Annotated in this window: 14 protein-coding genes and 1 CRISPR repeat array; of the genes, 7 read left to right on the top strand and 7 right to left on the bottom strand. The window is 63.9% G+C overall.

Annotated features, from left to right (window positions below; all coding sequences use genetic code 11):
• The first annotated feature begins 30 nt into the window (after positions 1-30).
• From ACWJI7_RS12750 to ACWJI7_RS12725, 6 genes are all read left to right on the top strand, one after another.
• Positions 31-741: a vWA domain-containing protein gene (locus tag ACWJI7_RS12750; RefSeq protein WP_479938406.1), complete on the top strand. Its 711-nt coding sequence runs from the start codon at positions 31-33 to the stop codon at positions 739-741.
• Positions 729-1,484 carry a protein phosphatase 2C domain-containing protein gene (locus ACWJI7_RS12745; RefSeq protein ID WP_479938405.1) on the top strand — a complete coding sequence of 252 codons (756 nt, stop codon included), beginning with the start codon at positions 729-731 and terminating at the stop codon, positions 1,482-1,484. Before ACWJI7_RS12750 ends, ACWJI7_RS12745 begins: the two co-directional genes overlap by 13 nt.
• Positions 1,484-3,523 carry a protein kinase domain-containing protein gene (locus ACWJI7_RS12740; protein ID WP_479938404.1) on the top strand — a complete coding sequence of 680 codons (2,040 nt, stop codon included), beginning with the start codon at positions 1,484-1,486 and terminating at the stop codon, positions 3,521-3,523. Before ACWJI7_RS12745 ends, ACWJI7_RS12740 begins: the two co-directional genes overlap by 1 nt.
• 125 nt (positions 3,524-3,648) lie before the next feature.
• The gene (locus tag ACWJI7_RS12735; protein ID WP_479938403.1) at positions 3,649-4,848 is read left to right on the top strand and encodes a metallophosphoesterase family protein; all 1,200 of its coding nucleotides are present in this window, start codon (positions 3,649-3,651) and stop codon (positions 4,846-4,848) included.
• 45 nt (positions 4,849-4,893) lie between these two features.
• Positions 4,894-7,620, top strand: coding sequence for an AAA family ATPase (locus ACWJI7_RS12730; RefSeq protein ID WP_479938402.1), 2,727 nt, complete (start codon positions 4,894-4,896; stop codon positions 7,618-7,620).
• A gap of 25 nt (positions 7,621-7,645) precedes the next feature.
• Positions 7,646-8,176 (top strand): DUF4236 domain-containing protein, encoded by a 531-nt coding sequence (locus tag ACWJI7_RS12725; protein WP_479938401.1) that lies wholly within the window; start codon positions 7,646-7,648, stop codon positions 8,174-8,176.
• An 85-nt stretch (positions 8,177-8,261) separates the two neighbouring features.
• Here the strand turns inward: ACWJI7_RS12725 and cmr6 are convergent, their stop codons facing one another.
• The 7 genes from cmr6 to ACWJI7_RS12690 all read right to left on the bottom strand — a co-directional run bounded on the left by cmr6 (position 8,262) and on the right by ACWJI7_RS12690 (position 16,746).
• Positions 8,262-9,230 carry a type III-B CRISPR module RAMP protein Cmr6 gene (cmr6, locus tag ACWJI7_RS12720; RefSeq protein WP_479938400.1) on the bottom strand — a complete coding sequence of 323 codons (969 nt, stop codon included), beginning with the start codon at positions 9,228-9,230 and terminating at the stop codon, positions 8,262-8,264.
• Positions 9,231-9,390: 160 nt separating this feature from the next.
• Positions 9,391-9,798: a type III-B CRISPR module-associated protein Cmr5 gene (cmr5, locus tag ACWJI7_RS12715; protein ID WP_479938398.1), complete on the bottom strand. Its 408-nt coding sequence runs from the start codon at positions 9,796-9,798 to the stop codon at positions 9,391-9,393.
• On the bottom strand, positions 9,795-10,613 hold the full coding sequence (gene cmr4, locus ACWJI7_RS12710) for a type III-B CRISPR module RAMP protein Cmr4 (RefSeq protein ID WP_479938396.1): 819 nt from the start codon (positions 10,611-10,613) through the stop codon (positions 9,795-9,797). The genes cmr5 and cmr4 overlap by 4 nt, the downstream gene beginning before the upstream one ends.
• Before the next feature lie 17 nt (positions 10,614-10,630).
• Entirely contained in the window at positions 10,631-11,752 is a 1,122-nt protein-coding gene (locus ACWJI7_RS12705) for a type III-B CRISPR module-associated Cmr3 family protein (RefSeq protein WP_479938395.1), read from the bottom strand.
• Positions 11,752-13,764 carry a Cas10/Cmr2 second palm domain-containing protein gene (locus tag ACWJI7_RS12700; RefSeq protein WP_479938394.1) on the bottom strand — a complete coding sequence of 671 codons (2,013 nt, stop codon included), beginning with the start codon at positions 13,762-13,764 and terminating at the stop codon, positions 11,752-11,754. Before ACWJI7_RS12700 ends, ACWJI7_RS12705 begins: the two co-directional genes overlap by 1 nt.
• Complete coding sequence (gene cmr1, locus ACWJI7_RS12695) at positions 13,761-14,999, bottom strand: type III-B CRISPR module RAMP protein Cmr1 (protein WP_479938392.1); 1,239 nt, start codon at positions 14,997-14,999, stop codon at positions 13,761-13,763. Before cmr1 ends, ACWJI7_RS12700 begins: the two co-directional genes overlap by 4 nt.
• On the bottom strand, positions 14,983-16,746 hold the full coding sequence (locus ACWJI7_RS12690; protein ID WP_479938390.1) for a CRISPR-associated DxTHG motif protein: 1,764 nt from the start codon (positions 16,744-16,746) through the stop codon (positions 14,983-14,985). Before ACWJI7_RS12690 ends, cmr1 begins: the two co-directional genes overlap by 17 nt.
• A gap of 256 nt (positions 16,747-17,002) precedes the next feature.
• A CRISPR array of direct repeats spans positions 17,003-21,867; the repeat unit is 36 nt; unit sequence GTTTCAACTTCCCCGGATGAGCGAGTCATCCGGAAC.
• A 243-nt stretch (positions 21,868-22,110) separates the two neighbouring features.
• Between ACWJI7_RS12690 and ACWJI7_RS12685 the strand changes: the two genes are divergently transcribed.
• Positions 22,111-23,382 carry a hypothetical protein gene (locus ACWJI7_RS12685; protein WP_479938388.1) on the top strand — a complete coding sequence of 424 codons (1,272 nt, stop codon included), beginning with the start codon at positions 22,111-22,113 and terminating at the stop codon, positions 23,380-23,382.
• The last annotated feature ends 74 nt before the right edge of the window (positions 23,383-23,456 follow it).

The following is a 23,456-nucleotide window of genomic DNA, read 5'->3' as shown; positions in this document are numbered from 1 at the left end:
TCAGGCTCTGGATACCGCATCCCCAGATCCATGCTGTTCGACAACCCTGAAGCCCGCGGCCTGCTCGCCAACCGGCACAGGCGCACCCCCTGCGTACTCCTGCTGGACACCTCCTTCTCGATGGATGGCGAGAAGATTGAACGGCTCAACGCGGGCTTCCGAGCCTTCCGCGACGACATCCTGAGGAACACGGTGGCCGCCCAGAGTGTGGAGCTGTGTGTGATCACCTTCGGGCCGGTGACCGTGCGCAGCGAGTTCGCGCTCGTGCGCGAGATGGACGAGCTCGTGTTCGAGGCCGAGGGCTGCACGCCGATGAAGGAAGGCCTCGAGCTGGCGATGCTCAAGGTCACCGAGCGGAAGAAGGCCTACATCGAGCATGGAATCAGCTACTACCGGCCGTGGATCTTCCTGCTCACCGATGGTGAACCCACCGACCAGAACGGGCACTACTCCGACGGCTACCGGAGCCTGCTCCAGCCGCTTGAACTCGCTGCGGCCGAGAAAAAATTCACCCTGTTCACCATCGGCATCGGGGTGGGCGGGGTCGGCCGCCAGGTGCTCAATGAACTGAGCAAGCCTTTCGGGGGGCGCTGTCTTGATCTTGCCAACCTCAAGTTCGAGGAGATGTTCCTCTGGTTGTCAGGCAGCCTCAGCCGCGTCTCCCAGTCCTCACCAGGGGAGCAGGTGCAGCTGGTGAATCCCGTCACCGGTGATGACCTCTACGACGGATGGGTGCTGTGAGGCGAGTCCCGGGATTCATCGGCGCCCAGCACCGAGGCGAACGGCATGCCGCGGCCGAGCAGCCCTTTTGTGATGCACTCTGGATACCACCGAGGGGGCGCCGTGTCAGCGGCTTCGTGATCTGCGACGGAGCTGGAGGCACACCCACCATCGCCTGTGGTGCCGCTATTGGTGCCCGTGCCGCCTGGATGGCTCTGCTTGCCGTCCGTCGGGATCTTCAGAGGTCCCGCCGCCGCTCGGACCTCGGTTCCCTGCAAGAGAGATTCCGTCATGCGTTTCTGCATGCCCGCCGCGGCGCCCCCTGCGTGAATCACACCGTTGTGGCCTGCGTGTGGGACCAACACCGATTGCTGCTCGCCCAGGTGGGCGATTCGAGTGTGCTCTTGCGCCGCGATGGCTTCTGGGAGCTGGCTCTGCCACCCGCCAAGGGCACCTTCGCCAATGAGACCACCTTTCTTCGCCCTGACACCCCACCTAGAGCCATTGGCCTGCGGACGATGCCCTCGAAGGACATCGACGCGGTGATCGGTTTTTCCGATGGTCTGGAGGCGGCCTTCCTCTCGCCGCAGCCCGGATTCCCCGATCGTCTTCAGCCGAATGCCGCCCTGGCGGATCTGGTGATCCAGCAGCACCAGCAGAAGCGTGGCTGGCGGGGCTATGCGGACTGGCTGCAGGCGTCCCTGGCCGACGAAGCGATCCGCCGGCTTTCGGATGACGACCGCACTCTTGTGATCGCCGCCTGATGGCAGGAACGGACATGCAGCGCACCTTCCTCACCGACACTGGCGAGACATTCAGCCTCGATGTCTCGGCAGGATCGCGCCTCGGCGCCGGTGGGCAGGGCCAGGTGTACCCCGCCCGAATTGGCGGTGAATCCATGGCCGTGAAACTGATGAAGCATGCGGATTCCAACAGGCTCAGGGCCCTTCAGCTGTTGGAGGCGTCCTGCGGGAAGTTCGCCACCCTGCCCCGGCGGCTGGTGTTCGTGAATCATGCGGGTGGTCAGGGCGCACTGTCGGGATACGCCATGCGCCGGATCGATAAGAGGCGCAGCATGTCGGCCGCACGGCTCTTCAATTTCGAGGAGATCGGACGACTCACTCGCTACACCTGGCAGGACGCCGTGCTCGCCGCGCTGAGGCTGGCCCAATCGGTGGCGCAGATGCATCGCCACGGCGTGGTGATCGGTGACCTCAACCCCGAGAACGTGCTCTTCGAGCAGCAGTCCACCCATGGGGGAGGGTCAACCTGGCGAGCGATCCTGCTCGACACCGACAGTTTCCAGATCTCAATCCACGGCGGACACCGGCATCTCTGCCCGGTGAGCCGGCCGCTTTACACCGCACCTGAGCTGATCGGGCGAGATTTCGCTCAGACCTGGCGTCTCACCAGCTCCGATGACTTCTCCTTGGCAGTTGTGATTTACCAACTGCTTCTACACGACCACCCCTACGACAACGCCATCAATACGCGTGAACCCGATCTGGACGTATCGTCCAAGATCCGCCGTGGGCTCTATCCACACGCCAGCCATCCTCACCCAGGGCTGAGACCGAGTCCCTACCGGCCCTGCCCCAGCCAGATCTCTGACGCGATCGATCGGGCCTTCCAATGCAGCTTCAGTTCGGCTGGCGACGGCCTGGGGGTGCTTCAGCGACCCACAGCGGCGGAGTGGGTCAGGTTGATGCAGGAGCTGCACCGGCAGGTTGTGCCCTGCAGCCACAGTTCCCATCACCATCACCCCGCCGGGGAGGAGTGCCTGTGGTGTGCTGTGGATCAGAAGGTCGGGCAGACCTTCTGCATCTTCCCCAATCCTCGTCCTCGACGCCCGCCGACCCAGCCGTTCCCCCCTCCGCCTCCCGCTTCCCCCTCAGACCAGGCCTCTCGCGACCCACTTCAGAAGACCTACGGCAGCCTCCTGCAGCAGCTGGAGGCTCTGCTCAGGCGTCGGCAGCGCCTGAGCCAGCAGACAATGGAGCTCAAGCAGCGGGTGGTACGGCTTGATCAGTCGCTGCAGCGCTTCATCCAGGAATCTGGAGATCCGGCACAGCTGATTGATCGGCCGGCTCTGGAGCGTCGGATGCATCCCTTCCGGAACTTGATGAGCCAACTGGTCGGCCATCGCGACAAGGTCAGGCAACGACAGGAGACTCTGGAGCGGCTCAGTCGCGTCGCGATCGAAATCTCCAGGGGGGTGATGGAGTCGGCCAACCGGCTGCAGGCTCAGCGGCAGGTTCTCGTCTCCCAGCTTTCCACTCTCGATGCCGGGGTACGGCCGCCATTCAAGGGGGATCAGCCCCCGGCCCAGATGGCCACCACCATGCTGCATGCCGCTCTCACGGCCCAGGAGGAGCAATGGATGACCCGGCAACTGGAGCAACAACCCATCCGGTCCTGGCGGATCGACGGGTTCGGGGAGGGTCGGCTGGCCCTGCTGGAAAACCGGGGACTGATCCATGGGGAGCATCTGCGCAGCCACATCGACCGCCTCACGGCGGTGCCTGGCATCGGCAAGGGGCTGCAGACCCGCCTGCGGATGCACCTTGATGGCGTGATGGCCGAGCTGCGGAGACAGCTGGCCAAACGGACCTGGCCCGTGCGGCTGGAGGATCTGGTGAATCCCGCCGAAACGACCCAGATCAGCAAAGCGGAGTTGGAGCTGGAGGGTCTGCTGCGGAACCTGAACACCCTGGAGAACAAGCTTGGGGATCTGCAGCACGGCGTGGCCATTCAGCTGAGCGAGAGGGATCGACTCCTGCAGGTCTTTTCTGCGCTGTTCTGAAACCAGCGGCTCTGGGCGCCAACGACGAACCCAGTGGAGTTTCGTAGTTCGCAGGAAGCTTTCACCTCGTCCAACGCGATCGCCATACCTTCAAGGACAGCACTCCAGACGTACAGGCCAAGCCCATGACCGCGATCCGTTTCCTCCACACCGCCGATTGGCAGCTGGGCAAGCCTTACGCCCGCATCAGTGATCCCGACAAGAGAGCACGGCTACGCCAGGAGCGGCTCAGAGCGATCGGCCGCCTCGGCGTTGTGGCACGTGAGCAGGAGGCCGCCTTCATCCTTGTGGCGGGGGATCTGTTCGATTCCCACCAGCCCACTCGCGCTGATGTGTCGGCGGCCTGCAGTGCCATCGGTGCTTTGGAGCTGCCGGTGCTGGTGATCCCTGGCAACCACGACCATGGCGGTGCCGGCAGCCTCTGGCAGGAGCCCTACTTCACGGAGGAGCGTGAGCAGCTGGCTCCGAACCTCCAGGTGCTGCTGGAGCGCCAGCCGTTCGACCTCACCACAATCGGTGTGCCTGCCGGCGTGCTGCTCCCCTGTCCGTTGCTGCGCAAGGCGGAACCGGTGGATCCCACCGCCTGGCTGCGCAGCCTCGACTTCTCTCTCTGGCCCGACCAGCCCCGCCTGGTGCTCGCCCATGGCTCGATCCAGGGCTTCGGGGGGGAGGAGGGCCACGACACCGACGATGAGAACCCGCCGGTGCCCACCAACCGCATCGATCTGGCGGCCCTGCCGGAAGGCGAGATCGACTACACGGCCCTGGGCGACTGGCATGGCCTCAAGCAGGTGGCCCCCCGGGCCTGGTACGCCGGCTGCCACGAGATGGACCGCTTCCCCCGCGCCGCCGAATACCGCTCCGGCCAGGTGCTGGTGGTGAGCGCGGCCAGGGGTTCCAGGCCCGACGTGACCCCGGTACTCACCGGCGGCATCCGCTGGCACCAGATCGAACACCGCTTCTCCAGCGACGATGATCTCGAACGCCTCGAGCAGCGCATCCGCGATGCCATCGGCCCGCGCAGTGATGAGGATCTGCTGCTGCTCGAGCTCGATGGCAGCCTCAGCCTGGCGGCCGCCGCACGCCTGAAGGATCTGCTGGAGCGCCTCGAGGCCCGGCTGCTGCGCCTGAAGCTGCGCGACCGCACCAGCGTCGCTCCCGATGCGGATGAACTGCGCCAGCTCACCGAGCGGGCTGGAGATCCCCTGGTGGCCCGCGTGGCCCTGCGCTTGCAGCAGCTGATCGAGTGCGGCGACGAGAGCGAGAAGGAACTGGCCCGCCTGGGTCTGCGCGAACTGCACCACACCTGCGTCCGTCATCCCTGAGCCCTGCCCAGCAACACCCCCACCGAACCAACCCCATCACCTCCCATGCGCCTGCTGTCTGCCCACATCCGCGACTACCGGCTTCACCGTGACCGGTCGTTGACCTTCGATCCACGCTTCACGGTGATCTGCGGCCCGAACCAGTCGGGCAAGAGCACGCTCGCGGAAGCGCTGCACCGTGCCCTGTTCCTGCCGGTGAAGACCGGCGGCGCCGTTCTCGATGGCATGCGGACGGATCCGTTCCGTGCCGAGCCCGAGGTGGAGCTGGTCTTTGAGAGCGCGGGCGACACCTGGACGCTGCGCAAGCGTTTCGCCGGTCCCCGCGGCAGTGTGACGCTGCAGGATTCCCGCGGCCGCGGCCTCCAGGGGGATGCAGCTGAGGAGCGGCTGGCCGATCTGATCGGCACGGCCGCCGTGGCACGGAGCCGTGGCGCCGAAAACCAGCTCCGCGAGCGCTGGGGCCATCTCTGGGTGTGGCAAGGGTCGGCGAGCGACAACCCGCTCGCGCTCGGCGGGCAGGCCTACGACCACGACCGCCTCGTGGGACGGCTGCAGGCCAGGGCAGACCTCGGCGTTCAGTCGGACCTGGATCTGGCCGTCGTCGACACCGTTCAGCAACGCTGGGCCGATGTGTACACCCCCGGTGGCGCCAACCGCGCTCCTCAGGTGCGACGGGGCTCCGAGCTGCAGGAAGCCAGGGCCGCCACCGAAGAGGCCCGCTGCCAGCAGGCACGCCTTGAGGCTGAACTGCAGCAGCAGGATGAAGCCCGGCAGGCCTTCGAGTCAGCTTGCGTGGTTCAGGCGCGGGTGGCCCTCGAGCTGCCGCAGCGCCAGGCGGAACGGCAGGTGCTGGAGGGGCAACTGGCGCGCAGCCGGGAGCTGCAGAACCTGATCGCCCAGGAGCGCCCCGTGCTGGATGGGCTGGTCAGAGAGCTGGGCGAGCTTCAGGCCGATCAGGTGCAGCTGACCAGCCAAAGCGCCCTGGCTTCGGAGCTGGAGTCTGCCCAGGCCCCTGGCGCCATGGAACTGGAAGAGCTGCAGGCCAGGGTCACCACGGCCGAGCAGGAGGTGCTGCAGGCAAGGCAGCACCTGGATGGGCTGCGCAACACCAGCACTCAGGCTACGGAAGCCGCCGAGGCCTTCGAGCGAAGACTCGGCCGCACCCGACTGCTTCTGAAGCACCAGCAGCTGGTTGCCCGCCTGGAGGCAGCCGAGGCACTGGAGAAGCGCCTGCGTGAGCTCGCTGAGGACATCGAGCGCCTCCCGGCCATCAACGCCGAGGCGGTGGAAACCCTGCGACAACTCGAGGGGAGGCTGCAGGCCGCCAGAAGCAGGGCGGAAGCCATGGCCACCGGCATCGAGGTGCTCCGCGCCGGCCAACCGGTTCTCCTGGATGGAGAGACCCTGGAGGTGGGTGCCACCCGGCAGTTGAGCGACCCTGCGCTGCTGCAGCTGGGTGATGAGGTGGAGTTGCGCGTGGTTCCTGGTGGCGGCACCACCGCCAGCCAGGCCAGAGAGCAGATGAGCGCGGCGGAGACCGCCCTCCGGCGCGCTCTGGAGGGCTGGGCGCTGAGCACGGTGGATGCGGCGGCCACCGCCGAGCGGCGCCGCACCGATCTGCTGGGCGAGCGGGAACGCCTGCTGGAGCAGCCTGGTGCGGAACAACCGGCCGTGCTCCGCCACCAGCTGGATCAACTGTCGGATCAGATCACCGCTATTCCGGAGGAGCCGGCCGGTGAGACAGCGGCAGAGCTCACACCCGAGGAGTTGATCAGCCAGCTGGAGATCGCGCTGCAGGCGGCCCGGGAGACCCGCAACCAGGCCCTGGCATCTGCGGCCTCCCAGCAGGTTGTGGTGGGCGAGGCCGAGACAGGGGTGGCCAGGCTCAGAGAGCAGGCGGAGGCGCAGCGTGAGGTTCTGAACGCTGGACAGGACCACCTGCTGGAAGCCAGGACCCACATCGAGGCCGTGCTGCTGCGCAGGGGGAGTCACGACGCACTGCTGGCAGCGATCCAGACGCGGCAGGAACGCCGGGATCAGCTGGGGGCTAACCTGGCCGGCTTGCAGGCCGAGCTCACGGCCCTTGATCCAACTGGGCTCGACTGTGCGGCTCAGGCACTTGATGCCGCCATCACCGGCTTCCAGCTGCAGAATCAGGAGGCGATGGAAGCCCGCATTCGCGCCGAGAGCCGGCTGCAGGGCGATGGGCGGGTGGACCTTCAGGCCGAGCTGGAGCAGAGGCAGGCCGAGCTGGAGTGCCGTATGGCCGAGCAGGAACGCCTGGAGAAGGAGGCCGGCATGCTCACCCTGCTGCGCACGTTGCTGGAGGAGGAACAGAACGCCCTGGCCAGTGAATACAGCGCACCGTTGACCTTGCGGATCGGCACCTACCTGGCTGAGGTGTTTCCGGATGCTCCCCGCACGGACCTCAACTATGAAGCCCTTGGCGGGTTTCGGGGTCTGCAGTGGCAGCGGACGGGAGAAGCCGCCTTCTCCTTCGAGGTGCTGAGCACCGGTGCCAAGGAACAATTCGCTGCCGCCCTGCGGCTTGCCATGGCCGATGTGCTGGCGGAGTCCTACGACGGTTGCCTGCCGCTTGTGTTCGACGACGCCTTCGCCCATTCCGACCCTGACCGTCAGCTGGGGGTCTACCGCATGCTCGAGCAGGCCGCGGAACGGGGTCTGCAGGTGATCCTGCTCACCTGCGATCCGGAACGCACGGAGGCCATTGCGGCCACGACCCGGGTGGAGCTGAGCAGCTCACCGTCTTGAACACCACGGCAACACCTGAACGACCATGACTTTCCGCTTCCGCCGCAGCGCCCGACTTGGGCCCCTGCGCTTCAACTTCTCCAAAGGCGGCCTGAGCTCCATTTCGGTGGGTGGCCGCGGCGCTTCGCTCAATCTCCCCGTCAACCGCCGCGGGGCACCCCGCACTACCGTGGGCCTGCCGGGCACCGGCCTGAGCTGGAGCATGGAGCACGATGTCGGTGGGGCCGCGGGGCTTCCCAACAGCCGCCGGCTGAGGCCTGGGCAGCTCGAGCAACTCCAGCGTTCCTGCCTCGGCCTGCTCCACGACAAAATTTTCTCTCCTGGCTCCGCAGCTCACCAACTCTGGGATCAGAGCCTGGTGAGTCGTCTGCTGGGTGATGGACGACTGGGGGCAAAGGACGCTGGATTGCTGGCCGTGATCGAGACACCAGATGCGATGGAGGCCTATCTCCTGCGCGCTCGTAGTGAGGACGACACCAAGCGCCGGACCAACCGCTGTATCGAAGCTGCTCAGAAGGGAATCGCCCTGGCAGCAGATCGAGGGTGGCCCAGATAGATGGTCCTGTTCTCAATCAAGTGGTGTCACCAGGGAGTGGTGACCTGTCTGAGGTGTGAAGCCAACTCTTCAATGTCCAAACGTGCTACTGCCGCTCTGAATTTTTTGCCATCAGCTCCTTCACTTTCTGAGTGTTGAGGAACTCCTTGTCCTTGCTCGGCTGCTTTTTTGTGGAGATGTCTTTCCAGCAGCCTGGGATGCTGCGCATCACCGCCTCGATGCGCTGGAGAACGGTGCGCTCGATCGCCGGCTGGTCGTTCCAGCGGCCATTCTCGACCGCCTTGATCCAGGCGCGGTAAGGGGGAAGATTGTCTTCAAACCTGGCGATTCCCTCCAACTCCCGGTCCAGGGGATCGAGGCTGGCCAGGCGTTCGGCCGCGAGGCGGGCTTCTTGCTTCTGCTGCTGGCTTTGCTGCTCCGCCAGCAGCAGGTCGTCGGTCTTCTGCCGATCGGGCGCCATGCGGCCATAGCCCACGGCGGTCTTGGCGCCGGCACCGGCCCAGGCCAGCGCCTCGCTCAGCCAGGTCTCGACCCGCCCCAGATCGCCATCGGCCAGCTTTCCGCAGGGCAGCACGGTGAACAGCAGCCGCAGCCCGGGAGCGGTGACCAGGAAAGGAATCGGCTTTGGTGAATGCCAGTCGCCGGGTGGATCTAAGGGGCTCCAGTTGGCGTAATGGGGCGTGAGCACATCGGCCTCCACCCTCACCAGGGTGATCGGCACAGCATCAAGGAAGCAGACCGCCCCGGCCTGGCCGGGGGCGCCGAACAGGCGGGCGAGGGTGGCGCCATCTGGCGTGGGATCGGCCTGGTACTCGGCCCAGGCACGCACCATCCCTTTGATCGAGCTGCCGGGCAGGTAGGGCGTGCCGAGGGTGGGATGCCAGGCGAAGCCGTTCTCCACGGGATGGCTGCGCCCCAGGCCGGTGACGAAGCGACTCTCCGTAAGGAAGATCAGGGAGCGCCCACCCTGCTGGAGGCTCAGCCGGATCAGGCGAGTGGTGATCTCCTCCAGCTGGTCAGCTACACCGTGGGCCTGGCCGGCCAGAGTTTCCATCCATTTGAGCTTGGGATTGGACCCCTGGCCCTCGGACTGCAGCGACCATGACGCGGCGTCCCACTGATCGCAGAACTTGTCATACCAGAGGCCGGCATTGCCAGTTGCCGCACGGGTTGGCGTGACATCGGCAGCAGTCTTGTAGAGAGGACGGACCATGTCAGTCGACCTCGCCGCGGGGGAACTCGGCCCGGCAGAACTTCTTGTGCCAGAGCAGCCAGGCGAGGGCTTCCGCCTGGGCACGCAGATAGAACGATTCGTCGTGGGTCATCAGCGCCTGCAGCAGATCTCTCTCGCCGGGATAGACGCCTCCCTCACTGTGGCAGAGCCAACTGTGCAGGCTGCCGTAGAGCTCGCGATGGGCCATCTTGTCGGGGTCGTTGTTGGGAGAGACCCCGGCAGAGGCCTGTTCGCTGGCGAGGGCCTGGCCCAGCCCGTTCATCACGATCGCGGGGGAGAGGCGATCGACATAGGCGCGGTAGCTCTTGCGGAACTTCTCAGATTTTTCTCTGAGTTGCGCGACGCGCTCCAGGGCATTGGCCGCACGAAGCTGTTCAAGGGTGTTCATTGCCCACCTCCTTCACCACCCAGGCGCAGGGAGACCGCAAACCAGCCTTGGCCAACCGTTTCGTTGCCGCCTGCCTGCAAGTAGGCCGCCTCGGCGGGGAACAGAGTCTGAAGGGAAGAGAGGGAGTCACTCTGCCGAGCGATCACCAGGGAATACATCACCGTGTCCGGAGGCAGAGTCTCCTCGTACCAGAGGTTCTGACTCTTCTTGCTGCCGTCCTCCAGCACATTGCGGGCCTGAATCGACAGCCCGTAGCGCACGAACCAGGCGAAATCGTCGTCGTGGAGCACGGCGATCTGGCTGGCCAACCGGCCGCGGCTCGTCTCGTGGGCCAGCAGCGGCTGGATGGAGGGAACGAGCGTCTGATCGGGCAGCCCTTGGATGGTGAACTGGCGTTCCTCCAGAAACAGGTGCCCGGACCCCGCCGCCAGGACAGAACCCGGGGCCACGGAGATCGCGGGGGGCAATGGCGTCAGGCCGGCGCGGGCGAGGTCGCGGCGAAAGCGCTCCAGCAGATGGGGGCAGGTGAGCCAGCGGTAGGCGCCGGTGAGGCTCCGCACAGGCAGCAGCAGCAGGCGCGCGTCGGCGACCAACAGATCGCCGGCCTGATCGGGCCTGCCGAAGCGCTTGTCGACGTCGCCAGTGATGACGGATTCAGCCTTGTCGCGCAGGGCTCCCTTGAGGCTGGAGCCGGCGATCACGGGGTAATCGGTGGCGGCCTCGCGGGCCACCGGCAGGTCGACCACACCCATGCTGCGGCCACAGCCGGGGTGGATGGGGGTCTCGGCGAAGAGTCCGAGCAGGGCGGTGTTCATGGGATCAGTCCAGGTGGTCAGGACGGGGTGTCGGTCCAGGTGCCGAGGGCGACGAGCCCGTAGCCCCAGCGCTGGCGGGCGCCGAGGCGGGCGAAGCCGCTGCTTGCCGCCAGGATCTCGGCCAGAGCCCCCGGGTCGGGGAGCTCGCAGAAGAGCACGCTGCCGGCCGGCAGGAACGACTGCAGGGGCAACGGGCGGCGGGCGAGGGAATCCCAGCCGCCGATGCGCTGGGGGCGGCCCAGGCAGGCGCTGATCACGCGGGCATCGGCGAGGCCGCTGAGGGGACGCCGGCCCAGGGCCTGATCAGCATCGAGATCGAGCGGGGTGAGGGCCACGATCAGCAGCCGCCCGCTGGTGGTGATGGCCTCGCGCGGCGACGCGATGGTGGGAGCATCCGACCAGGGGCGGCATTCGGCCAGGCGGCTCTCGCCACCGAGCGGGAGCAAGCCGTAGGGAGCGCTCCAGCTGGCATTTAGGCCAGCGATCTCCAGTCCTAGGCCCACACCACTAGACAGCCGCACATGGCGGGTGGTGTAGAGCCTTCCCTCTTGGGCGGTGCGCGTACGGTTGTCGCGGGCGATGCCGACACGGCGTTCCTCCTGCCAGAGCTCCCGGCTGGCCACGAGCGCATTCGCATTGGGGAGCTCACCCCGCAGCACGGCTTCCAGACCCGGCGGGGTCAGCCACCAGCCTTCAGCCGCATTGAGCTCTGCCCTCTCGGGTCCCTGGATCACTTCGGGCAGGTCGGGCAGGCGGACGGCCGGACCGAGGTCGCACGGCACCGGAGCGCCAGGCCTCAGTAGGGCACCGGGGTACCAGCCGCCGCCTTCGCTGGAGCCCTGCAGGTGGAGCGGCGCCGGGAACAAGGGCTCGCCGTTGCGCAGCAGGAAGGGGCCAGTGAAGGAGAGCAGCCCGAGGTCGTCGGGGCCGGGGCCGAGGGCGCGGTTGAGCTCAACAGACCAGCGCCCCGAACCCGACCAGCCGTTGCCGCGGGCCAGGGCGGCCCGCAGGGCACCGGTGATCGAGGCAGGGTGGGGCGGGAACAGACCACCCACCTCGCCGGGACCGTTGCTCTCTGCCGAGAAGGGGGTGCCATCGCGGAAGAAGAGGGTGTCGACCGGTTCGAGCTGGAGGCGCATCAGGCGTCCTCCTCCAGGGCGGGTGCGGCGAGGAAACGGGCCAGCAGCAGCGCGTCGATGCCGACCTCACGAGCGGCTGTGGAGGAAACGGCCGTGGAGGTTGTTGCCTCGCCCGATGTGCCGGCGCGGGCTGGAGGGAGCAGCGCCAGCAGCTGACCGGTGAGCTGCTCGCTTAGGGTGTCGGCTTCCTTGACACCCTGATCCTCCAGGCTGCTGATCACCTCGGCACGGAGGAAGGCGCGCAGGTCGAGGTCGCCGGGCAGGACGCCCCACGCCCCCGGCGCCCATTGCGGCCAGTTGCAGATCAGGCTGAGGATGTCGCGCAGGCGGTAGAGCAGCGAGGAGGAGACACTCGACTGGCTCAGGCGTTGCTGCAGCATGCAGACCAGGGCGTCGAGCTGATCGGTGGCCGACAGCGACCCGACGGCAGTGGGCCTGCCGTCGGGTCGGCGCCAAGTCGTGGTCCAGAGGCTGTTGAGCCCGCCGCCCTTGAGCACTGCCACGGCGAGTGAATCGCGTCCGTTCTGATCCTTGGCCACATCATCGAGGAGGCGATGGGCTTCGCCGAGCACGGCCGTGAGCGGGAGCCGCACATGGGCGAACACCACGGCGGCTGAAAGGGTGGCTCGGGCCTTGGAGTCCACCTGCCGGAAGACAGTGGCATAGGCCTCGGCCAGAGCCGAGGCACAGGTGAGGGCCTCGGGAACCGGCAGCATGGCGAGTACGTCATCGCCACCGGCGTAGACGGTGACGCCGCTGTGCTGCTGCACGATGGCGGAAACCTTGGCGGTGAAGGCGGCCAGAGCCGCGCCCACGGTCTGCCCGCCGAGGCTGCCGACCAGCTGGCCGAGGCGATCACCGTCGGCCAGCAGCAGCGCATAGAACACCGGGGCGCTGCCGAAACGGACGCCCTGGTCGTCACGCGCGTTCTGGAGGCTTTTCAGTGACTGGATCAGTTCCTGGCAACGCTTGTCTTGTCGCCTTTCGGGCTGGGGCCGCTCAGCAGCGTCGCTCTCCCCAAAGGGGCAGAGTCGCTCATCGGTAAGAAAACTGGTTTGGAGATAGTTGGCGTCGATGCCGAGCAGCGGTCCTCGCAGGTCCGCCAGTGCAGGGATAGCCCGGGGCGAGACCTTGAGGGCGTCCTGAGGCACCACAGCGCGCAGCGTCTCGGAAAAGGCGGCGGCCTGGGGCGAGGCTGCCAGGCTCACCCGGCGGAGCCAGGGCACGGCGGCCATGCCGGCGGTGGAGGGCCAGCGGCTGACATCCAGCTCCCAGCCGATGGCGCTGCGGGCCACCTTCGGGAACAAACGCTTGACGAGGGCGATGGCGCAAAGGCGTTCGTCCGGGCGCAGCTCGAGGGGGCCTACATCGCGGCGCAGGCGCTCCCAGAAAGCGTCCTGTTGCTCGCGGGAGGACCGACCCTGGGCGCGCATCAAGCCAGAGAGCTCCTGGAAATCGGGCATCAGGCTGCACTTGTCGCCCGGTTCCTCCGGCAGCCGCTGGCTGCGCCAGTGCTTGCGGCGCGCCAGCAGCCCCCCGGCGGCCTCGGCGTCGCCGGCGGTCCAGAGCACCTCCCAGAAGGCGGCGGTCTGGCGGGCCCAGATCTCGGCCGTGCCCTGACCCCGGGAGGAGGGCGCCACCACGAACCGCTCCCAGACGGCTTTCTGCACCCGTTGCCAGGCGGCCTCAAGCGCCGCCACCCCGGCCTGGGCCACCGCGGCGGGATCGACGCCGGTATCGAGCTCGGCCACGAAGTGATTGGGCACCGATCCAATGCGAGGGGGCTCGCCGGGACCGGTCTTTCCCTGCCGCTCCGCGCAGACCCAGGCATAGAGAGGGTCGTCGGCCACGGAAGGACGCACGATCCTGATGCCGGCCTCGCTTATGCCGCGCATGGCATGGGCTGAGAGGAAGGACAGCAAATAGGAGCTGCCCCAGAGATCGCGGGTGCGGCGCGACTGGGCCACAAAGCCCTGCACAGGGCCGATCGAGAGATCAAGCAGGAGTGTCATGGCGACACCACTTCCAAGGCCGTGGTGAACGTCTCCTTGCGTTGCTTCGGAGCAGGGATACGGTCGAGCAGCCGATCAAGGAAGGTGTGAATCGGCGCATAGAGCTCGTGCTCAGGTTGCTGCGGGATCGGCTTGCTGCCCACGGAGATCTGAGCGCGGCCGCCATTGCCGGAAGCCGGCAGGAAGCGGGCCGGCAGAAAGGAGAGCACCGCCACTGGCCTTGAACCGCACTGGTGGATGTGGATCAGCAGGGGGCTGGCGCGGCGGTCGAAGCCGATGGGGGCGACTTGCTTGACCCTGCTCTTGCCGTAGTTGTGGGGGAGTCCGAAGGCGATCCGCTTGGGATGCGATTTTCGAGCACTCACAGGAGTTATTTTTTCGTCCATCAGATCGTGGTCGGATTTGAAGTTTCTCTCGCTGGGTACATCGCGCAGGATCTTCCCAGACTGGCCCCAGCTGCGATAGCGCACCATCTCGCGGCCAATCAGATCGAGAAGATGGAGTCCCTCCCAGCAATCCTCGGAACTGAGAACGATATGGCGTGCCCCTCTGGAGAGCGCGGTGAATTCGGGCAGGCCCTGGCGGTTGGCCTGCTGCTGCAGCGCTGTGATCGAGGCGACGAGCCCCTCCTCGTCGGACGGTACTTGCCAGGTGCTGGCGCCATCCACCGTGAGCGACTGCAACGCGAGCGAGCCATAGCCCTTGCGGCTGCGGGAACCCATACCGCCGAGGGTACCCAGGGCGATCAGGGCCTGCAGAAGCGAATCCATGAGGTCAGCATCGTCATTGAGCTCGGTGGCCCTGAGCTGAACGCTGAAATCGAGCGGTGCCAATAGTGCTGCACGGCAGAGCTCACCGGCTTGCGTGCTGGTTCTGGGGCTAGCGAAAGCCGCCATCAGGCCATAGCCCAGGTAGCGGCCCCCCATGCCGACCACCTGGTTGTCGCCCTTGGCTTCTTGGAGCACCGTGCCCACGTCGACAAGATCCAACCGCGTGGACGACCCGAGCCGCATGACCACACGCGCCTGCCCCCCGCCGGGGCTGCCGAACAGAAGATTTTCCTGCTGCTGGATCAGGGCCAGATCCCCATTGCAACGGCTCCAGGCCAAGGCCCGCCACCAGAATCGGAGCACCCCCTTGAAGCTGGGCAGCCGCAGCTCGGCGGTGTCGGTAGTGACTCCGCCACAGAAGAGAGGAGTCGTGAGACGGTAACTTGCCTCAATCGTGTTTACCATTGACCCTCCTATTGCCCTGCAGCCAAAAGGCCTCGCCGGCCTGATAGGGATCGGCCTCTTGTTCCGGTGAGGGGCGCCGATCGATCAGGCCGAAGCGCTGCACCGGACGGCCAAATGATCTGGCCTGATTCTCCAGTTCCTGAGCCGCCAGCCCCATCAGCGTGGTTCCACCGGTCACGTTCACCAGCACCTCGCTGGCGCGAACGCAAGCCTCCTGGGCTTCCAACTTGAGCCGCTTGAATTCCTCTAGGCCACTGTAGGGATCCTCCAGAACCAAAGGGGTGACCACCCCTTGGAAACCAGCCCGGTCGGCAGCCTCCCTGATGACCATCTTGCTCTGGCTGGAGCAGATCACAAGACAAGCGGAGGGTTCACCGCCAATACGCTTGCGAGAGGCCATCAGCGCACTGAAGAGCACACCGGGTCGACTGCCGATCGGACTTACCAAAACGGTACCGCCCTCTCCATCACCCAGGCTGAGGGAGAAACGCGGACAGACCTTGAGCTTCTCAGACCAGTAAGCCTTAACGCTCTCCATCTCGTTGCGAACCTTGGGGTTGCCGATTAGCACTTCCTTTCTCATCCCGTGGTGAGCGAAGCCATTTCGTAAGTTGGTAAGCAAATGCCAGAAGTCACCCAGACCCATCTGCTCGAGCGAGAGCAATAGACGCAGGTGAGATTCCTGGCTGGCAGCAGCAATGGCCCCAAGCTGGCTTGCAGCCTTACGGCGTGTGGCTTTGTAGTTAATCCAATCCGTAGTGTCTTCCATGCACCACAACGCCCAGGACACCGTCCACTCATCGAGAAGACCCAGAGCCATTGCAGCATCCTCGTGCGAGAACAGGTTGTCGATGAGGTTCCCCTGGCGATGCAGTTCGAACTCCGTCAGCGGCACCTGTCCTTTCCATTGCTCACCCCCCACCTGGGACGGGAGCTCAAAAGGCAGCAGCAGCCTGTCAAGCTGTTGGACAAGCTCTTGGGCAAGTGGAAGGTGATGATCATTCTCCAGGGCTTTTTTCATGGGCTTCAGCCTCTGGCTACGGAACAGCTGCACCTGGCGGCCCAGTTCGATGGGCAAAGCGGAGAGATAGCCCTCCGAAATCAGCTTCAGATCCTTGGCGATGGCGGTCGCCACTCCCTGCTTCAGCCCAGTCTGCAGCGCCTCGGCCAACGGCAGAGCGCTTCCTGTGTCACGTAGAACCTGCAACGCGTGGATCCAGCTCGGCAGCTCCAAAAGCGGCCTGAGATCAAGGAAGGGGCTCTCTTCGGGCTGCAATAGTCCATACCAGGCGCCGATCAGCTCGACATTGCGGAGGCTGACGAGATAGAGGCCGACGAGGTAGGTGAGGAAGGAGAAGTGTCGATAGCCATGAGTGACATCGATACTTATCCGAAGGGGGCCATCAACTGCAGCAGGAATCGCTCCAGTTGCCTGAGTGAGAAAGGTGTTGATATCGGCCTGGCTATGGCCCGATGAAACGTCGACTGTGATCACTTCGCAATACCCAAGAAGCCCACGCATGAGCAACGGAAGGCTGTCTTTACGGGCTTCTTGAGTACAGAGAGCTACCACCCGGTTAGGCCTCTGGTCAGGCGGAAGAAGACTCATCAAGGCCAGGGGGGCGAGAGCCGCATTCACAACCTGGCTGTTGAGTGAATAGCTGGCTTCACGTGGATGCGTTCCCAGAACGGTGAGCAGGTAATGAGGTACTTCCGGAACAGTTACTTCCTGCTGGTCAGGTGCCATTCAGATGCACCTCCCGAGGCGTTCATTGGCTGCATGGATGCAAGATTTATAATCATGACCTTGCTACGGGTCTAGCATATCTTAATAAAATGTCTCATCCCTTTGTCCATGGCTGAGCTTGATGCATGAATGTCATGCCCAAGAGTGGCTGGCAGCTACGCCTGAGGCTCCGGAGTGACTGCCAACATACTAATTGATACATTGCCATCGACGGGCATTTTGCAGTGAATACGCTACTATTATAACAACATCACTGAGTACAGCCTCCCCAGATGAGCGAGTCATCCGGAACGCCAAGAATCGCCGTGTTTCTGTACTCTCGGCAACTGAATTTTCAACTTCCCCGGATGAGCGAGTCATCCGGAACCCCAATGAAGACGGATAGCCCAGTGGATGAGATCGCCCACGTTTCAACTTCCCCGGATGAGCGAGTCATCCGGAACGTCGCCAGCTTCCACTCGCAGCCTGCCCCGCAAGGGTTTCAACTTCCCCGGATGAGCGAGTCATCCGGAACCCCTTTTTCTCGTTACCCAACCGAGCTGAAGGACAACGTGTTTCAACTTCCCCGGATGAGCGAGTCATCCGGAACTTCGCCACAGGATACCGATTTCGGAAAGTCCCTTCTCCGGGTTTCAACTTCCCCGGATGAGCGAGTCATCCGGAACAGGACGGCGCTATCACACCTACGCTGCAAACGCAAGAGGGTTTCAACTTCCCCGGATGAGCGAGTCATCCGGAACAGCAGCTTCCAGAACTTCTTCTTCAGGCAGAACCGGGGTTTCAACTTCCCCGGATGAGCGAGTCATCCGGAACCCTGTTCATCCGCCGCCTTCAGGACAGCCGCACCCCCGGTTTCAACTTCCCGGATGAGCGAGTCATCCGGAACCCGCGTCTAAATCGACGGGCCCGCCACGGCGGCGGGAGTTTCAACTTCCCCGGATGAGCGAGTCATCCGGAACCGAACCCGCCGAGGGGTACAAGTGGAGGATTAAAGCGTTTCAACTTCCCCGGATGAGCGAGTCATCCGGAACATGTCTCCTGGGGAGTGGCCTGAACGTACAGGCCGATGAAGTTTCAACTTCCCCGGATGAGCGAGTCATCCGGAACGCGTCTGGAGGTCATTGCGCAGGAGGAACCCCTGCAGCAGTGTTTCAACTTCCCCGGATGAGCGAGTCATCCGGAACCAGGACAAGCATGAGCTGTTACTGACACCACCTCCACCAGTTTCAACTTCCCCGGATGAGCGAGTCATCCGGAACCGGTGTTGCTGGTGGCGGTTTGCATGGCTCAGCCATGTTTCAACTTCCCCGGATGAGCGAGTCATCCGGAACAGTGCCCAACAGGCCGCAGCCATTCAAAGGCAGCTCATGTTTCAACTTCCCCGGATGAGCGAGTCATCCGGAACAGAATCTCGAAAAACAGACGTATGCCTCTGCCTCAAGTTTCAACTTCCCCGGATGAGCGAGTCATCCGGAACCCCGGTTCGCCTCCTTGATCTGCTGGGCAGCAGACGTTTCAACTTCCCCGGATGAGCGAGTCATCCGGAACCTAAGAGTGCTCTCGAAAGGGAGCATCCAACTGCAACTAGTTTCAACTTCCCCGGATGAGCGAGTCATCCGGAACTCGGGATGGTTCACAAGAACGGCTAGGCATTGAGCCTGTTTCAACTTCCCCGGATGAGCGAGTCATCCGGAACCAGGGCTTTGAGGCCTGCGATCTGCTCATCAAGCATCTCGTTTCAACTTCCCCGGATGAGCGAGTCATCCGGAACCCCTCTGCTCCTCTTATGAGCCATCTCATGGGGTGGAGTAGTTTCAACTTCCCCGGATGAGCGAGTCATCCGGAACCCCTCCCCGAGGAGGGGAAGTACCCCCACTCGCCAGTAGACGTTTCAACTTCCCCGGATGAGCGAGTCATCCGGAACGGCGGCCACGGCCGGAGCTGTGCTCCAGCTGAGCGAAGTTTCAACTTCCCCGGATGAGCGAGTCATCCGGAACCCCAAACGGGTGAGCTGCAGCCCCTGCAGTCCAACAGGTTTCAACTTCCCCGGATGAGCGAGTCATCCGGAACCACGACATCCCTGGAATCCAGGAGGAGGACGACATCTCCGTGTTTCAACTTCCCCGGATGAGCGAGTCATCCGGAACAACAGGAGCTGAGGAACCTGCTCACCTTCGAGGAGGTGTTTCAACTTCCCCGGATGAGCGAGTCATCCGGAACCCAGTACGCAAAACTGCTCCAGAAGGTCATCGAAGACGAGTTTCAACTTCCCCGGATGAGCGAGTCATCCGGAACCACTTTACGTGTAGCCATGGTCTTTTGGTGTGTCAGTGTTTCAACTTCCCCGGATGAGCGAGTCATCCGGAACGTAGACAGAATGGCAGAGGTCTCCAACACTGACCTTCACGAGTTTCAACTTCCCCGGATGAGCGAGTCATCCGGAACGGGACCCTTGAGGACACCCTCAAGGCCAACGGATTCAACGTGTTTCAACTTCCCCGGATGAGCGAGTCATCCGGAACGAGCAGATCATCGCAACGAGGCTGGAGGAAGGCCGAGTTTCAACTTCCCCGGATGAGCGAGTCATCCGGAACCATTCTCCATGGCGCCAATCTCCGTGACGCCGATCTCGTTTCAACTTCCCCGGATGAGCGAGTCATCCGGAACCCCCGTACTGGGGTCACGTAAATTCTTTTGATGCGATTCGAGTTTCAACTTCCCCGGATGAGCGAGTCATCCGGAACCATTGTGGGCGGCATCCGACCCAATCAGAACACGTACATGTTTCAACTTCCCCGGATGAGCGAGTCATCCGGAACCTTTCCCCCTCCCGGGGGTGTTCGCCATCCTGAGGAAGTTTCAACTTCCCCGGATGAGCGAGTCATCCGGAACCTGCCACCGAGGAGCAGCGCCAGGCAGGCGTAGGCGAGTTTCAACTTCCCCGGATGAGCGAGTCATCCGGAACCACGAAAGGGTAGGGACCAGCTCAGCTGGCAATGATGTTGTTTCAACTTCCCCGGATGAGCGAGTCATCCGGAACTGAGGACACCCTCAAGTCAAACGGCTTCAATGTCGCCTAGTTTCAACTTCCCCGGATGAGCGAGTCATCCGGAACCGGCTGGCCGCGGCCTCCTGCGCCACCGAGGGATACACGTTTCAACTTCCCCGGATGAGCGAGTCATCCGGAACTGGCCATGGATGAGGACGACCTGTTGCAGCTGTTCCGGTTTCAACTTCCCCGGATGAGCGAGTCATCCGGAACCAGGCCCCGCACGGTGGCGCCGTAGGCCGCGGCCTTCCTGTTGTTTCAACTTCCCCGGATGAGCGAGTCATCCGGAACACCGATTCAACTCATCCGCAAATCAACCGGAGAGATTGTTTCAACTTCCCCGGATGAGCGAGTCATCCGGAACTTCCACCTGAGCTTCGAGATCAGATCCTCGACAAAATGTTTCAACTTCCCCGGATGAGCGAGTCATCCGGAACCCGTCTTCCACCATGTCGGAATGGTCGTCAAGCAAGCAGTTTCAACTTCCCCGGATGAGCGAGTCATCCGGAACATAGCTCCCTGGACAAACTGGGCTACGACCCGGACTCGGAGGTTTCAACTTCCCCGGATGAGCGAGTCATCCGGAACCCGTCACAGCCCGTGTCGACGAAAAGCTCAACCTGGACAAGAGTTTCAACTTCCCCGGATGAGCGAGTCATCCGGAACGCTGCCACCGAGGAGCAGCAAAAGGCGGGGGTGGGCAGTTTCAACTTCCCCGGATGAGCGAGTCATCCGGAACGGAGCTGGAGGCCGCCTCCTGCGCGCCAGAGGGGTACACCGTTTCAACTTCCCCGGATGAGCGAGTCATCCGGAACAAGAATCCCAGATGGTCGCCGCGGCCATTGACTCCGCGTTTCAACTTCCCCGGATGAGCGAGTCATCCGGAACGGGGCTCCTCGTCATGGCCATCTCCAAGCGTGGATCCAGTTTCAACTTCCCCGGATGAGCGAGTCATCCGGAACAAAGCCATGATCACTAACGAGCAGGAAGACTACATCACGTTTCAACTTCCCCGGATGAGCGAGTCATCCGGAACGAGGTTCCGAGCGAGGAAGACCTCAGCCAAAGGGCCGGGGAGTTTCAACTTCCCCGGATGAGCGAGTCATCCGGAACCCATCCAGCCCGAGAACACTTCAAAACTGGCTTACAGTTTCAACTTCCCCGGATGAGCGAGTCATCCGGAACCAGACCTGGGCGATCATTACCAGATCACCCCAGCTCGTTTCAACTTCCCCGGATGAGCGAGTCATCCGGAACCGAGGAGCTTCCGACTGAAGAAGACCTCAGCCAAAGCGTTTCAACTTCCCCGGATGAGCGAGTCATCCGGAACAGGGCGAGGTTGTAGATGTGGCGATGCAGATCAACGTCCTGTTTCAACTTCCCCGGATGAGCGAGTCATCCGGAACGTGGGTGGGGTGTCGTTGATGGTCTGGCCCAGACCAAGGTTTCAACTTCCCCGGATGAGCGAGTCATCCGGAACGAGGCTCCCCGTTGATGGGGAGCCTCGGTGTGCTGGGCCAGTTTCAACTTCCCCGGATGAGCGAGTCATCCGGAACCTGGATGGGTTGGGTCATGGGGGGGTGGGGTCAAGAGTGGTTTCAACTTCCCCGGATGAGCGAGTCATCCGGAACAAATCGACAAGTGGCTAAACCCACTGTTCCCCCTGTTGAGTTTCAACTTCCCCGGATGAGCGAGTCATCCGGAACCAGCAGATCGGACTCAACCCCCTCACCCTCTACGAGCAACTCCAGGTTTCAACTTCCCCGGATGAGCGAGTCATCCGGAACCGATCACCCTGGCCTACCTCCGTCCCACACGAGGGGGTTTCAACTTCCCCGGATGAGCGAGTCATCCGGAACCAGGCCTCCCGTCATCGCACGGGGGGCCCACCCCCGTTTCAACTTCCCCGGATGAGCGAGTCATCCGGAACGTTACCCGCCCGTGCGCTCAAAGTATTCATTCGCGTTTCAACTTCCCCGGATGAGCGAGTCATCCGGAACAGGCCGCTCTCGCCCCATCCCCCAGGCCCCCGTCTAGTTTCAACTTCCCCGGATGAGCGAGTCATCCGGAACTTTGGCCTTGAGAAGCCGTCCGGTCCAAGGAGTTTGCAGGCTATTTGCGCGCACCCCCACTATGGACCCTGCCAACCTCCCCCGCAACAGGGTCTAGGTCGCCGAGATCCCCTGCGCTGCAGTGCAGCGCGCAGCTCCACGCTGGAATGCGGCTTTTGTGGGATTTTCGGGCTGCGCGCTCTGTTGCTGCATCGCTCCCGACCAGCCATGCTCGGCGGCAGGCCAGCCCCGATTGGACCTCTGATGGCCACCACGATCAGGATCACCTTGCTCAGCGGCTCCTGTGGCCGGGAGCACTACCCCCCTCCCCCCTTGTTTCTGCTGCAGGCCCTGTCGCAGGTCAGTGCTGGGCTCGATGAGGTGGTTGGCCTGCTGGCAGCGCAACCGCCGCACTATCACCTCCCCTACGGCCAGGTCGACACCCGGCACGCCCTGAGGCGATCCTCTGGATCTGCGCCTTCCGCTTCCCAGCTCCAGCTCGGCTCTGGAGCGGCATTACATGTGACTTGGCCTGTGGATCTCTCGGCCGAACAGGAGAGACATCTGACGGCCGGCCTGGCCGAACTGTGCTGTCTGGGGCGGCCGCAGGACACGGCGCTCTGGCAGGTGGTCCCCTCCATGCCTGATCCCAATTGCATGCCCGCTCCGGATGGAACCCTTCAGCTGCTCTGCTGGGCCGAACCGGGCACTACCGGTGTCCCGGGACACCCTGCTGGGCTGGGGGAACGCTCGGTTCGCTATCGCTACACGCCAACCCGCCGGCTCCCCCGGGCCGGTTCCTCAGCCATGGAACTGGCTAACCGCGCGCTGTACGGCGTGGAGACAACCGTGGCCCTGCCGTCCTCTGCCGGGATCGCCTGGACGGATCGGCTGCATCGGGCCCTGCTACAGCGGGCTCCTGGCTCTCCGCTGTTTGCCGGCCTCATCAGCGGCAGACCGTTGCCGGAGGATCAGCGCGCCTGGTACCGCTGGGAAGCCAGCCAGGAAAGGATCGCGTTCCTGGAGGTGCTCAGCCCCCAGCCGTTTGACGACGATGAGCTGGATGGACTCACGGGTCTGCAGGTTCTCTTCGGGCCTAGGGGGATGCAGGTGCCTCTGCGCTTGATGCAGCTCAATGCCATGCCAATCGCCCGTGCACGACGCGCTCGCACCGCCACCCCCATGCTGCTTTACACCACGCCACGGGCCGGCAGGCCGCAGCGCTCACCAGCCATCCAGGCGATCCAGTCGTTGCTGTGGGGGCTCGGTGAGCAGGGCAAGATCAACCTCGAAGCCCATGCGCTCGAAGGCACCGAAGACAGGGCTTGCATCGAACACCCGCGGCTCGGCCGCCTCAGCGCCCGCACCTGGGAAGCGGCAGAAAGGAACCTGGTCGCCTGGCGCGGTGATCGCCGTGCGGCCTCCACCCTCGGCTACCACGCCGAACTGGAAGCGGAGCAGCCCATGCCGCTGCTCGCCGTGGGCTGGGGGCGCCATTTCGGGGCCGGCAAACTGGTGCCCATGGAATCTGACTGATCCAAGTGTTCGCCGCGCAGCAGCACTTTCGCCCGAACGGGCGAAATCGATGACCCTGCCCTTCGTTCTACTGT

Source organism: Cryptocyanus atlanticus LEGE 06306, from assembly GCF_056633155.1.
The sequence above is the reverse complement of the archived record's forward strand: the minus strand, read 5'-3'. Positions and strand labels throughout refer to the sequence as shown.

Coding starts and splice junctions, on each gene's coding strand:
- ACWJI7_RS12750 (WP_479938406.1), top strand. CDS start 31: ATGCTGTTCGACAACCCTGAAGCCCGCGGCCTGCTCGCCAACCGGCAC.
- ACWJI7_RS12745 (WP_479938405.1), top strand. CDS start 729: ATGGGTGCTGTGAGGCGAGTCCCGGGATTCATCGGCGCCCAGCACCGA.
- ACWJI7_RS12740 (WP_479938404.1), top strand. CDS start 1,484: ATGGCAGGAACGGACATGCAGCGCACCTTCCTCACCGACACTGGCGAG.
- ACWJI7_RS12735 (WP_479938403.1), top strand. CDS start 3,649: ATGACCGCGATCCGTTTCCTCCACACCGCCGATTGGCAGCTGGGCAAG.
- ACWJI7_RS12730 (WP_479938402.1), top strand. CDS start 4,894: ATGCGCCTGCTGTCTGCCCACATCCGCGACTACCGGCTTCACCGTGAC.
- ACWJI7_RS12725 (WP_479938401.1), top strand. CDS start 7,646: ATGACTTTCCGCTTCCGCCGCAGCGCCCGACTTGGGCCCCTGCGCTTC.
- cmr6 (WP_479938400.1), bottom strand. CDS start 9,230: ATGGAAACTCTGGCCGGCCAGGCCCACGGTGTAGCTGACCAGCTGGAG.
- cmr5 (WP_479938398.1), bottom strand. CDS start 9,798: ATGAACACCCTTGAACAGCTTCGTGCGGCCAATGCCCTGGAGCGCGTC.
- cmr4 (WP_479938396.1), bottom strand. CDS start 10,613: ATGAACACCGCCCTGCTCGGACTCTTCGCCGAGACCCCCATCCACCCC.
- ACWJI7_RS12705 (WP_479938395.1), bottom strand. CDS start 11,752: ATGCGCCTCCAGCTCGAACCGGTCGACACCCTCTTCTTCCGCGATGGC.
- ACWJI7_RS12700 (WP_479938394.1), bottom strand. CDS start 13,764: ATGACACTCCTGCTTGATCTCTCGATCGGCCCTGTGCAGGGCTTTGTG.
- cmr1 (WP_479938392.1), bottom strand. CDS start 14,999: ATGGTAAACACGATTGAGGCAAGTTACCGTCTCACGACTCCTCTCTTC.
- ACWJI7_RS12690 (WP_479938390.1), bottom strand. CDS start 16,746: ATGGCACCTGACCAGCAGGAAGTAACTGTTCCGGAAGTACCTCATTAC.
- ACWJI7_RS12685 (WP_479938388.1), top strand. CDS start 22,111: ATGGCCACCACGATCAGGATCACCTTGCTCAGCGGCTCCTGTGGCCGG.